Below are 12,160 nucleotides of genomic sequence, written 5' to 3'. Positions count from 1 at the left end.
GAGGAGGACGCGGGTGAACGCCACGGGCGGGACGACGGTTGAGGAGGACACGGGTGAACGGCGCAAGCGGGGCGACCGTGCCCCGGCAGCACGTGGATGAGCGGCTGCGCAGGTGGCGGCTGGTGCTGGGAGGCGGGGAGGGCGACGGGATCGGGGTGGCCCTGGAGGGGGACGATGCCCGGATGGACGGGGCGCTGGGCGCGCTGTACGGCGGTGACGGGCGGGAGGCCGGGCTGGGCGGGTCCGCGCCGAGGGTGGCGCGCTGGCTGGGTGACGTAAGGCGATATTTCCCGGCGAGCGTCGTTCAGGTGATGCAACAGGACGCGATCGACCGGCTGGATCTGACCCGGCTGCTGCTGGAGCCGGAGATGCTGGAGGCGGTCGAACCGGACGTTCATCTGGCCGGGACCCTTCTGGCGCTGGCCAAGGTGATGCCGGACCGGGCCAGGGAGTCGGCGCGGGCGCTGGTGGCGGCCGTGGTCAGGGATCTGGAGCGGCGTCTGGCGGCCAGGACCCGGACGGCCGTGGCGGGCGCGCTGGACCGGATCGGGCGGACGTCGCGGCCCCGCCGTACCGCTGACATCGACTGGAACCGGACGATCCTCGCGAACCTCAGCCGCTACCTGCCGGAGCGCAGGACGGTGGTGCCGGAGCGGCTGGTCGGGCACGCGCGCAAGCAGCGTTCCGTCCGGCGGGACGTGGTGTTGTGCGTGGACCAGAGCGGGTCGATGGCCGAGTCGGTGGTGTACGCGGGGGTGTTCGGCGCGGTGCTGGCGTCCATCGGCACGTTGCGGACCAGGCTGGTGGTCTTCGACACGGCGGTGGCCGACCTCACGGCGCTGTTGCCCGACCCGGTCGAGCTGCTGTTCGGCACGCAGCTCGGCGGCGGCACCGACGTCAACCGGGCCCTGGCCTACTGCCAGGGGCTGGTGACGCGGCCGGCGGAGACGGTGCTGGTCCTGGTCAGCGACCTGTTCGAGGGCGGGCACCGGGACGAGATGCTGCGCCGGGCAGCGGCGCTGACCGGGGCGGGGGTACGGGTGATCGTGCTGCTGGCGTTGTCCGACGAGGGGACGCCCGCCTACGACCGGGAGAACGCCGCCGCCCTGGCCGCGCTGGGCGTGCCCGCGTTCGCGTGCACGCCCGACGCCTTCCCCGAGCTGATGGCGGCGGCGATCGAGGGCCGTCAGGTCGCCGACCGGCGGACGAACGAGGTGAGCGAGACCGTGTAGTCGCCCCGGTTGCCGCGATGGGCGATGCAGTAGCGGGTCGGGTACCAGCCGGCCTCGGCCCAGGCCGACGGCCGTTTGATCGGGACGCACCCGTCCTTGCGGGCGTCGAACCACGCCTTGGTGATCATCGTCTCGTAGAAGGTGATCTTCCCGTCGTAGGCGCCGTAGATCCAGGTGTGGGTGAACGGCTTGCCGTGGAACTCGTGCGCGGCCGTGTCGACGAGATGGTTGCCCATGCCCGGCTCGACGGCGTCGACGTCGTGGAAGTCGGGGTGGGAGTAACGGGCGGGCACCGGCACCTTGGCTCGCCGGTAGTCGTCGCAGTTCGTGAGGATCGGGCACGGGCCGGGCCGGATCGCGTTCCGGGCGGCCAGCGGCTGGATGTAGAAGTGGAAGTCGAAGTGCGGCACGTTGTACACGCCGACCGGGATGTGGCCCATCGGGTTCCAGTTGACCAGCGCCCAGCGGAAGGGGGCGGGCGCCTTCGGCAGGGTCAGCACGCGGGAGTGGCCGACGGCGCACTCGGTGTCGCGTTCGACGCGGCCGTCGCCGTTCTTGTCGAAGCAGATCTCGCCGTCGTTCATCTCCGGCGGCAGGCCGCGCAGCGCGGCGGGGGTGAACGTGACGCCCATCGCCACCGGCCGCCGCCCGTCGGTCTGCGTATAGCCGCGCAGGGCGCCGCCGCCCAACGGTACGGCCCTGCCGTACACCGCGCAGGGGCCCCGATACGACAGCGTGGTCCTGAGCAGGCGCTTCACGGCCGGGGAAGGGACCGTGACGGTCTTCTCGGCGGCGGGCCGGGCGCGGGAGACGAAGCAGATCGGCTCCTTCGCGACATCGGAGACGGCGGCGGGGGTGGCGGCCAGGAGGGCCGTGAGGAGGATGCGCATGCCCGAGTGTGCGGCCGCCCTCTGGGCCGGACAAGGAGAACGCGGGAAACTTTGCCGAGGGAACGCCGCGCGCCTTAGGCCCAATTGCCTAGGACCGCCGCCCGATGTGCTGACCAGGGCGTTCGCCATAGCTTGCCAATCATGAAATCGCTCGCTGAAGCTGAAGCGGCACACGAAGCCGCACCTGAAGTCCCTCCCGCCCCCGCCAGCGTGATCTCCCGTGACTATCGCTCCTTGAGCTTCGGCCTGGTGGCGCTCGTCACGCTTGTCGCCTTCGAGGCGATGGCGGTGGCCACCGCGATGCCCGTGGTCGCCCGCGAGCTCGGCGGCATGGACCTGTACAACCTGGCCTTCAGCGCGACCCTCGCCGCCAGCGTCATCGCCACCGTCCTCGGGGGCCGGTGGAGTGACGTGAAAGGCCCGTTGCAGCCCATGGCCACCGGTGTGGTGACCTTCGTGGCAGGTCTCCTGCTTGCCGGGTTTGCCCCCACGATGGAGGTGTTCATCGGGGGACGCTTCATCCAGGGCCTGGGCGCCGGGCTCATCCAGGTGTCGTTGTACGTGGTGGTCGCCCGGGTCTACCCGGGAACCCTGCATGCCAAGGTGTTCGCCCTGTTCTCGGCGGCCTGGGTGGTCCCGTCCATGATCGGCCCGGCCATCGCCGGCCTCGTCGTCGAGCACGTGGACTGGCGCTGGGTCTTCCTGGGCGTCGCCGTGATCGTCGTCCCGTCCGCCCTGCTGCTGTGGCGCGGCACCGCCGGCTCCGACGTCCGCTCCGGCAGCGCGGAACCCGCGCCCGGTCTCGGCCGCAAGCTCGTCTGGGCCACCCTCACCGCCGTGGCCGCCGCCCTCATCCAGTACGGCAGCGCCCTCGGCCTGGCCGGCCTGCCCCTGCTGGGAGCAGGCGTGATCATCCTGGCCGTCGCCCTGCCCAAGCTGCTCCTCAAGGGCTCCCTCCGCGCCGCCCCCGGCCTGCCCACCGCCCCCGTGCTGCGCGGCCTGGCCTTCGGCTCCATGACGGCCTCCCAGGTGCTCATCCCCCTCATGCTCATCAACGAGCGCGGCCTGACCCCGATCGGCGCCGGCGTCGTCCTGACCGTGGGCGCGCTCGGCTGGTCCACCGGTTCCTGGATCAAGGGCCGCGGCGTCATCGGCCACCTGACCGCCCTGCGCGGCGGCGCCCTGCTGATCGCCGCCGGCATCGCCCTGGTCTCGCTCGTCCTCATCGACGCGGTGCCCCTCGCCGTCGCCTACGTCGCCATGGCCGTCTCCGGCCTCGGCATCGGCGCGCTGCACCCGACGGTCTCCGTCCTGGTCCTGAAGCTGTCCAAGCAGGGCGAGGAGGGCCACAACTCCGCCGCGGTCGGCGTCGGCGAATCCGTCTTCACGGTCGTCGCGGTGGCCGCCACCGGTGCCCTGTTCACCGCCACCCACGAGGCATACCTGGCCGGTTTCGCCTTCACCTTCGCCCTCGCGCTCCTCGGCGCGTTCCTGGCCCCGCGTTTTACCCAGTCGGTGAAGGCGGGCACACTGGAGGGGAGCGCGTCATAAAAGGGGGGTACATGCCGCGAGTGCGGGAGCTTGAGGTCTTCCGGCTGGTCCTGCCGTACGGCGGGCGCCAGGAGACCCTGCTCGTCAAGCTCACCGACCACGGGGGCATGACCGGCTGGGGCGAGGCCGTCTCCCCCCAGCCCAAGACCTGGACCCAGCTGGAGGAAACCCTCGGCGCCCGCCTGGTCGGCGTCGACTGGGAACACCCCGACAGCGCCCCCTCCGGCGACCCCGCCGTGGACATGGCCTGCTGGGACCTCTGGACCAAGATGCGCGGCGTGCCCCTGGCCCACGCGCTGGGCGGCAGCCGTACCTCCGTCATGGCGACGGTACGGCTGGCGCCCGACCCCTCGGTCGAAAGCCTGGTGGCCCGCGTCAACCAGCAGGTGTGCGCCGGCTACGGCCACGTGACCCTGGACATCCGGCCGGGCTGGGACGTCGAGCCCGTGCGCGCGGTGCGGGCCGCGTACCCCGCGCTGACGCTGGCCGTCGACGGGGCCGGGGCCTATGAGTCCCCGGACCAGCTCGTGGCCCTCGACTCCTACGGCCTCGAGGTCATCGAACGCCCCTTCGCGGTCACCGACCCCGACCTGCACGCCACCCTCCAGGACCGGGTGAACGCGGCGGTGGCCGTGGAGGCGACCAGTACCGCCGAGCTGGACGACTACCTGACGCTGCGGGCCGGCCGCGTCCTGTTGCTGCGTCCCGCGGCCTTCCCGTCGCTGAGCGAGGTCCGCCGCGCCCACGACCGCGCGGCGGCGGCCGGCTGGGACATCCAGTGCACCGGCGGCCAGGGGGCGGGCCTGGCCAGGGCCGCCACGGTCGCGGTGGCCAGCCTCCCCGGCTGCACGCTGCCGTGCGACGTCACCCAGCCGCCCCGCCGCAACCAGATCGTCGACCCGATCGTGGGCGCGAACGCGGGCGTCATCGCCGTCCCCCTGACCCAGCCCGGCCTGGGCCACACGATCGACGAGACCCGGGTCCAGAAGCTGGCCAAGGACATGCTCCGCGCCTGAGGTCGGGGCGCACCTGCGCGGGCGTGAGCTGGTCCATCAGGTCTCCGATCGGTTTCCGGCGAGCAGAAAAAACCCGCCGTCTGCCGTTGAACACCGCTGAAGAGGGATGTTGTGTTTTTCGATCTTTAGGTAGCCTTTCAGATAAAGGGGCAGTAAAAATGCCGACGTCATTCTGTCTTGGGGGCAGACGAGTGATGTGATCCGCGTCGTGGCCATGGTGGAAGGTTCGCGGCTTCAGGCCGCGGGATTCAGAATGCTGCTGCGGCAGGTCTCGTCGAACATCTCCGTGCTGGCCGTGGTACGAGGGTTCGAGGAGCTCGGGCACGCCGTCAACGGCCGCGCGCCCGACATCGCCGTCCTCGACGTGCGCTCGCTGGACCCGGCGCTGATCCAGGTCGTCCGGCGGCTGCGGGAGACCCGGCCCACGCTGAAGATCATGCTGGTGGTCGACGCCATCGACGCGTCAGGCGCCCGCGAGGTGATGCGGCTCGGGGTCAGCGGGCTGTTCTCCAGCGACGCCGACCTTCACGGCCTGGCCCGCGCGCTGCAGGTGATCAGCGCGGGCGACGTCGTGATCAGCTCGACCGCCAGCGGCCCGCTCTTCAGCGAACCGGCCGGGCCCATCCCCTCACTGACCGCGCACGAGCTGCGCATCCTGCGGCTGCTCGCCAAGGGCCTGCGCAACGAGGAGATCGCCCGTCAGCTGGCGATCAGCACGTCCACGCTCAAGCGCAACCTCCGGCCGATCCTGTCCAAGCTCCACGCGACCGACCGGGCCAGCGCCCTGTTCGCCGCGACCAAGGCCGGACTCCTGTGACGGGTCCGGCCAGGGCCACGGATTTCCGTACGGCTCAGCCCGCGCCCACCTCGACCCGGGTATGGGCCTCCCCGGGAAGCGGGCGCTGGACGCTCACCTGGATGTCGTACTCACCGACCATCGGCACCTGCGTCTCGGCCGTGTAGTGACCGGGTTTGCCCGCCACCTCCGTCATCGGGATCGGGCCCAGCCGGTGCGCCATCGGCATCGCCACCATGTCCGCGTACATGACCACGCTGGCCCGTGACAACGGGTCGTAGGTCTTGGTGCTGGCCCGGGCCGTCACCGTGACCTTGAGGCCGCCCCGGTGCCGGGCCTTGACGTCGATGCCCACGGGCAGGCCCGCCCCGGCCGGCTGCGCGGCAGGGGGCCGGGTGGCCTGCCGGCCGGCGGACGCCGCCGGGGCCGGATCGGTGACGAGGAAGGCGATCAGCGCTATCGCCAGGGCCGCGGTCAGGCCGGCGGCCGTGCCGTACAAGAAGCCACGACGGAACGTCATCTGCGTGCACCTCCACGGTCGGGCAGCGCGATGAGGTCGGGCTGCTGCGCGGCGTGCACCCGGAAGATGCCCCATTGGCCGCCGGTGAGATGACGGGCGAGCGTGCCTGATCGGTACAGGTAGTCGCCCGGAGTGCCGTCGGGGCCACCGGCGCCGCCGGTCACGGTGGGATCGAGGTGGATGTTGTAGACGACGCCGGGGTTGAACTGACCCTGGAAGGCGGCCGGCGGCGACTGCGGGTCGTCCGGGGCGCGCCGCCACTTGTGACCGTGCAGCGCGAAACCGGTCGAGCGCGGGTCGCCGACCGCCTGCCCGACGCGGAAGCGCACCGGGTCCTTGGAGTACGCGCGGAAGATCGGCGTGGCCGGGTCGCCGTGGACCTGCGAGGAGAAGATCTTGGCCAGGTCCTGGTTGCGGGCGTAGCGGTGACTCCAGGGCTCGTTGCTGTAGTTGACGGCGAACTCGCCCTGGTCCTCCGGGTCGTCGGCCTGGCGGCTCGGGGTGAGGGCCAGGTCGTAGTTGTCGGGCACGGGCTGGTTGGTGTTCTTGCGGACCAGCGACAGGTCGCTGTTCATGAGGACGACGTGCTCGCGGAAGTCCTTGCCGTTCGGATCCGCGATCACGGCGTCGGTGCCGCTCTTCAGCTCCGCGCCGGTCTTCGGATCGAGGTAGGTCGAACCCTTCGGCTCGATCACCAGGCCCGCGTAGAGGCCGTGATGCCCGTGGTTGAGCGGGTCGGCGTAGTCCTGCAGGATGCCGAGGCCGGTGGCGCCGTCCTCCTCCGGCGCGTACCACCGGTAGAAGCCCGACGCGCCCGGGGCGACCGTGGTGTCGGGGTAGTTGGTGCCCACGTTGGAACCCGCGCCCTGCACATGGCTGTCGGCCAAGGCCGAGCGCAGGCCGACGCGGGAGCTGACCGGGAGCGGCTTGAAGCCCGGCACGTTGTGCTCGTTCTTCGGCGGCTGGTCCAGGCAGCCCGGCAGCGTCAGGCCGCCCTCGCTGGGGTCGCGGAAGCCGAGCTGGCCGGGTTCGGTGCCCTCGAAGCAGTGCGGCGCCATCTTGGCCGGTTCGAGCTGGTTCTTCAGGGTGATCTCGATGCAGTCGCCGGCGTTGGCCCTGAGGACCAGCGGCTCGGCCTTCTTGGTGCCCGCCTTGATCGCCGCCACGTCCGCTTCCAGGGCGAACATCGCCCCGTTCGGGTCGTGGTCGCCCGCGGCGTTGTAGGTGAGGTCCTTGTTGAACGCCACGACCGTGTGCCGCTTGATCGGCACGGTGATCGTCTCGTCGGGCAGGTGCGGGCACGGGTTGTTGCGCCCGGGGAGGGGAAGTGGGGGCCCGTGCTTTTCCGGCTGCGGCCCGGCGCAGATCTCCGCCGGCATGTTGTCCGGGAGCCAGGCCAGCCGGCCGGTGGGCGGCTCGAAGCCCTCGCGGCAGCCGTAGACGACGAGTTCGCCCCAGGTGCCGAGGAACCAGTCGTCCGCGCCGGCGTAGTTGTAGAGGTAGTTCCGGTATTCACCGGGATCGCCTGGCTGGTACATCTCGTAACCCATGTCGGCCTGCACGTCGAAGTATTCGAGCATGCCGATGTGCTGGGCCTGGACCCATGGCGAATCCGGGTCCTTGGGCTCCTGTTTCCAGCGGAAGCGTTCCAGGTTGAAGCCGTGCGACTCCTCCTGGCTCAGCTGGAACAACCGCCATTTGATCCGGTCGCCCTCGAAGGCGCGCGGAATCGGCGTGTTCGGGTTTCCGTGGTTGGCCGGGCCGCTGGAGCTGAACATGTTGGCCATGTCGGAGTTCCGGCGCGCCTCGAACGGCTCCAGCCGGTAATTGACCCCCATCACGCCCTGGTCGTCGTTGCTGGAGGGGAACTTGGCCGGGAAGATCGGTACTCCCTCCGGCGTGATGAACCGGTCGTCGTTCGGATCCGCGGCGTCGGCCGGTTTGAACATCGGCACGTGATCCTCGACGAACAACGCCACGTTCCGGTAATCCGCGCCGTCGGCGGGACGGCCGTGGTAATCGGTGGCGCCCGGCGTGCAGAGCACGTCCACGATGGTGCCGATCGCCACCACCGCGTCGGTCGTGGGATCGCGGAAGGTGCAGCCGGGCGGATGGATGGTGGCGCCGCCGAACAGGCCGTTGTCCTGGTGCACGTTCGGGAAGAAGTGGTCGTGGAAGGAATTCGTCGCGGTGTCGGCGTGCACGAAGTCGCGGTAGGTGTATTCACGGTTGGGCCCGGTGGCGTCGGCGCCCTGGTCGTAGTTCCAGCCGTTGGCCGCGCCGTCGGAAGAAAGCACGTCGAACTGGACCATGTGCTGGTGGATGCCCACCTCGTTGGTGATCTGCCGCCGGTCGAAGACGTTGCCGCCGAACTGCTCGGGTAAGTCGTTGCGTAAGTGGTAGACGACGCAGTCGCCGACGTTCAGCAACGGTGAGAAGGGTTCCGGTTTCTTGCCGTTGCGCACCTCGGCGACTTTCGCGTCGCGTTCCGCCGCGGTGGTGCCGCCCACATAGACGCGGCTCTGCGGGTTGTTCCAGTTGAGTTTCGGGTTGTAGACCTGTTTGATCTCGATCGCGGACACGTAGAACGTCTTGGTGGGAATGGGCCGGCCGTCCGATCGGAGCGCCGGGCAGGGATTCTGGAAGAAGCCGCCCGGCACCTGACCGCGGTCGTCGGCGGCCCGGATCTCCGCGGGTGTGGGCGCGAACACCGCCCCGGCCTGCCGTTCGGCGACCGCCAGCGGCGACTTGGGCGCCTTGTAGCCGAACGCGCCGGGAATGAAGTGCGGGAAGCCGGGCTTGTCCGTGGTCGGCGCGGGCGGGGCCGGATAGTCGGCCAGCGGGATCAGCTTGGGCACCGGCGTGGTGTCGGGATTGCGCCGCGTGCCGTCCTCGAGCGTGTCGAAGGTGCGGTTCAGCCCCCACATGCCGTTGGCGAAGTGCGGATACAGATGGCAGTGGAAGATGATGTCGCCGAAGGTCGCCTTCTTGTCGTCGTGCGCGCTGCCGGTCCCGCCCTCCATGATCAGCGAGTAGTGGGATCCCGGGCTCACCGCCTGCACGTCCAGGGCGTTGCTCACCGACGTGTGGTGCGTGGGCTTGCTGACCTGCTCCAGGCCGCCCTCGTCCTTCGGGTCGAACGGCCACCGGTTCACGTGCTGATGGAAGGTGTGGGTCTCGAACTCCGCCGGATGGATCAGCCGGAACTGCGTGGGTTCGCCCCGGTAGCTGGGGAAGACCAGGTCGCCGCCGCCCGGGTCGCCGTACGCCCACGACGACAGGCTCGTCTCCTCGCCGATGCAGGCCGGGGCGTTGTACCCCTGCCCCGCCCGCGTGGCCGCGGGACAGCCCACCTCTTCGCGGTTGAACCCGGGCTCGGCCCGGTAGTTGAACGCGAACCACTCCAGCTTCACCGGCACCTCGCCCTGCACCAGCGCGTCGGCGTCCCCGCCCGACAGCCCCGGCAGGGTGCCCTCCTTCAGCTTGGCCAGCTCCGCCGCGCTCGGCTCCACGCACTCGCCGCTCTCCCGGTCCTCGTCGTCCTCTTCCGTACGGCAGAGCCGCGTCAGAATGCCGGGCTGCGCCTCCACCTCGTCGTGCATGAAGACGACCTGCTCGCGGAAGTCCTTGCCCGCCGGGTCCTGGATGATCGCCCGCGTGCCCGACTTCAGCGGCTGCCCGGTGGAGGAGTCCACCCAGGTGGTGCCGGCGGGTTCCACCATGATCGCGCCGAAGGCGCCGAAGGCGTGGGATCCGATGAAGTTGCCCGCTCCGGTGTGCACGGAGCTCATGTCGGCGCCGTCCTTGAACTGGAACTCGCCCTCCACGTCGGCGAACAGCCGATAGGTGGCGGAGGCGCCGGGCGCCACGGTGGAGGCCGGGTTGTTGCCGACCGCGGTGCCGTCCGAGGTGGCCACGTCGTACTTCAGCCCGTCGAAGTGCATCGAGGCGTGCGGCGCCGCCGCCGTGTCGAACTGCACCTTGCGCGCAGACCTGGCCGGCGCGTACTGGCGCTTGGCCGGGGTGACCGCCCCCGGAGTGGCGACCACGGTCTCGCCGGGCAGTTTGAAGACCGACTCGCCCTGGTCGAACTCCAGGTCCGGCGCCGGTTCGTGCAGCCGGTTGGTGAACTTGACGGACACGCAGTCGCCCTTGTTCACCCGGACCGTCAGCGGTTCGACCAGGTCCCGCTGGGCGAACGGGTCGGCCGCCTTCTTGAAGTTCGCCCGGACCGCCGCGATGTTCTCGTCCAGGACGTACATGCGTCCTTCCGGGACGACGTCCCCGAACCGGTTGAGGAAGAGCGGAAGGTTGATGAGGGAGACGTCGAACGTCCTGACCGGTGCGCCGGCCGCACACGGATCGACCCCCGCAATCCGTTGCGCGAGCGCGCTGCTGACCCCCCACATGCCGCCGCCCGCCGCCAGCACCCACGTGCCCACCGCCATCGCGAACAGCAGCCGCACCCCGATGCCGCGCCTTCTGAACCTGATCAGCACCAGCAGGATGCTGGCGCACGCTAAAGCAACCGTCGACAGGTCCGCCATGATGTGCTCCTTTTTGCCCCGTTCACACCAGTACCGCGCGCGCAGGGGCGCGGGACAAGCGGGCCGGGGCAATCTGGTCCCCGCGGACCAGAGGTTGACCCGGCCGGCTCGCCTCTGGTGACCCGGCCGGGCCGTACGGGAGAACTCAGAGCACGCCGCACCCGTCGCCGAGGCTCTTGGTCGAGTCGCTCGACTTGCGCGGCTTCGGCGTGGCCGAGGCGGTGGCCGTGCCCGTCGGGGCGGCGGACGGGCCGGCGGTCGCGACGGCGGGACGCTGGGCGACCGAGTCGCGGATGGCCTTGGCGGAGATCTGGCGGATCTTCTCCCAGTCCGGGTACCCGGTGTGGATCAGCGGCGGGACGAACTGGATGCTGGTCACCTTGCCGTTCTTGACCTTGAGGGCCAGCGGCACCAGGTGCTTGAGCACGTCACGCGGGATGTCGGTCCTGAGCAGTTCCTTGGTGGCCAGGGCGATCTTGTTGAACCGGGTCAGGACGGTCGCCGGGTCGGCCTGGTCGAGGAGGGCGGCGATGACGCAGCGCTGGCGGCGCATGCGGGTGTAGTCATCCGAGTAGGTGCGCGAGCGGGCGTACCACATCGCGTCGCCGCCGTTGAGCTTGCGGGTGCCCGCCTTGACCAGGCCCTCGTTGAACTTGCCGAAGACGACGTCCGTCTCGACGGTGATGGTCACGCCGCCGATGGCGTCGATGAGCTTGGCGAAGCCCCACATGTTGACCAGGGCGTACCAGTCGACCTTGACCCCGAGGGTGTAGCCGATCGTGTCCATGAGGACCTTGGCGCCCTGGTGGGTCTTGCCGCCGAAGATCTCGGGGTGGGCGTCGGCGTACTCCCAGACGCTGTTGAGCAGGTCGCTGCGGCCCCCGCCGGGGTCGGCCGGGAGGCGGAAGCCGTTGGGGAAGCGGCCGGCCATCGGGGTGCCGGGGCGGAAGCGGACGTTCTCCAGGTTGCGCGGCAGGCTCATGAGCACGGTGTTGCCGGAGGCGACGTCGACGCTGGCCAGGTTCATGCTGTCGGTGCGCACGCCGGTGCGGTGGGTGTCGGCGTCGCCGCCGAGCAGGAGGATGTTGACGCGTTTGCGCCCGGCCCATGGGTCGACCGGGCGGCCTTGCTGCTCGGCCTGCGGTTCCGGGGTGCTCTGGGCGAAGATGGCGTTGAGCCCGCTCTCGGTGGTCCAGGCGGTGTTGGCGACCACGACGAAGGGCGTGATCATGGCGACGGCGATCAGCCCGGCGAGGGTGCCGGTGAGGATCTGCGCGCCCTGCGGCAGCCGTCCGGGCCGGAAGGCGACGTAGGTGTGGACGATCATCACGAACCAGCCGGCGCCGAGCAGCAGCGCGCCGACCGCGATCGTCTGGAGGTAGTCGGTGGCGGCGCCGAACAGGTCGCCGTCGGCGTTCAGATAGAGGAGGAACGCGCCGAGCAGGAGGGCCGCGTACACGCCGAGGAGCGCCAGGCCGGTCCTGCGCCAGCCGGCCCGCAGATGGCCGGCTCCCGGCGCGATCGCCGACAGCAGTGTCCATCCCAGGACCTCACCGGTGCGCGCCGGTTCCCTACTCTGTGCCACGCCCATCCCCGCTTCCCCGCGCA

At 70.5% G+C, this 12,160-nt stretch carries 8 protein-coding genes; 4 read left to right on the top strand and 4 right to left on the bottom strand.

All coding sequences use genetic code 11. The annotated features are described in order from the left end of the window. Positions 1 to 53: 53 nt before the first annotated feature. Positions 54 to 1,232, top strand: coding sequence for a VWA domain-containing protein (locus FVE25_RS08105; protein ID WP_246266795.1), 1,179 nt, complete (start codon positions 54 to 56; stop codon positions 1,230 to 1,232). On the opposite strand, the gene FVE25_RS08100 is transcribed toward FVE25_RS08105, so the two are convergent. Then, complete coding sequence (locus FVE25_RS08100; protein WP_157245810.1) at positions 1,187 to 2,122, bottom strand: hypothetical protein; 936 nt, start codon at positions 2,120 to 2,122, stop codon at positions 1,187 to 1,189. The genes FVE25_RS08105 and FVE25_RS08100 overlap by 46 nt on opposite strands. A gap of 234 nt (positions 2,123 to 2,356) precedes the next feature. Between FVE25_RS08100 and FVE25_RS08095 the strand changes: the two genes are divergently transcribed. The 3 genes from FVE25_RS08095 (at position 2,357) to FVE25_RS08085 (ending at position 5,506) form a co-directional block, all read left to right on the top strand. After that, a complete protein-coding gene (locus FVE25_RS08095; protein ID WP_246266794.1) occupies positions 2,357 to 3,673 on the top strand; it encodes an MFS transporter in 1,317 nt (438 codons plus the stop codon). Positions 3,674 to 3,684: 11 nt separating this feature from the next. Beyond that, positions 3,685 to 4,689, top strand: coding sequence for an enolase C-terminal domain-like protein (locus FVE25_RS08090; protein ID WP_157245809.1), 1,005 nt, complete (start codon positions 3,685 to 3,687; stop codon positions 4,687 to 4,689). A gap of 253 nt (positions 4,690 to 4,942) precedes the next feature. Continuing rightward, the gene (locus tag FVE25_RS08085; RefSeq protein WP_157245808.1) at positions 4,943 to 5,506 is read left to right on the top strand and encodes a response regulator transcription factor; all 564 of its coding nucleotides are present in this window, start codon (positions 4,943 to 4,945) and stop codon (positions 5,504 to 5,506) included. Between the two features lie 34 nt (positions 5,507 to 5,540). On the opposite strand, the gene FVE25_RS08080 is transcribed toward FVE25_RS08085, so the two are convergent. The 3 genes from FVE25_RS08080 to FVE25_RS08070 form a co-directional block, all read right to left on the bottom strand. Next, the gene (locus tag FVE25_RS08080; protein WP_157245807.1) at positions 5,541 to 6,005 is read right to left on the bottom strand and encodes a FixH family protein; all 465 of its coding nucleotides are present in this window, start codon (positions 6,003 to 6,005) and stop codon (positions 5,541 to 5,543) included. Continuing rightward, the gene (locus FVE25_RS08075) at positions 6,002 to 10,552 is read right to left on the bottom strand and encodes a hypothetical protein (protein WP_157245806.1); all 4,551 of its coding nucleotides are present in this window, start codon (positions 10,550 to 10,552) and stop codon (positions 6,002 to 6,004) included. Before FVE25_RS08075 ends, FVE25_RS08080 begins: the two co-directional genes overlap by 4 nt. 145 nt (positions 10,553 to 10,697) lie before the next feature. After that, complete coding sequence (locus tag FVE25_RS08070; protein WP_246266793.1) at positions 10,698 to 12,137, bottom strand: LCP family protein; 1,440 nt, start codon at positions 12,135 to 12,137, stop codon at positions 10,698 to 10,700. Between the last annotated feature and the right edge of the window lie 23 nt (positions 12,138 to 12,160).

The sequence above is a fragment of the Nonomuraea typhae genome (genome assembly GCF_009760925.1).
In the GTDB taxonomy this organism is placed as follows: domain Bacteria; phylum Actinomycetota; class Actinomycetes; order Streptosporangiales; family Streptosporangiaceae; genus Nonomuraea; species Nonomuraea typhae.
This window is presented reverse-complemented; position numbering and strand designations above follow the sequence as displayed.

Excerpts from the sequence above, each read along its gene's own strand:
- FVE25_RS08100 (WP_157245810.1), bottom strand. The coding sequence starts at position 2,122 with ATGCGCATCCTCCTCACGGCCCTCCTGGCCGCCACCCCCGCCGCCGTC.
- FVE25_RS08090 (WP_157245809.1), top strand. The coding sequence starts at position 3,685 with ATGCCGCGAGTGCGGGAGCTTGAGGTCTTCCGGCTGGTCCTGCCGTAC.
- FVE25_RS08085 (WP_157245808.1), top strand. The coding sequence starts at position 4,943 with ATGCTGCTGCGGCAGGTCTCGTCGAACATCTCCGTGCTGGCCGTGGTA.
- FVE25_RS08080 (WP_157245807.1), bottom strand. The coding sequence starts at position 6,005 with ATGACGTTCCGTCGTGGCTTCTTGTACGGCACGGCCGCCGGCCTGACC.
- FVE25_RS08075 (WP_157245806.1), bottom strand. The coding sequence starts at position 10,552 with ATGGCGGACCTGTCGACGGTTGCTTTAGCGTGCGCCAGCATCCTGCTG.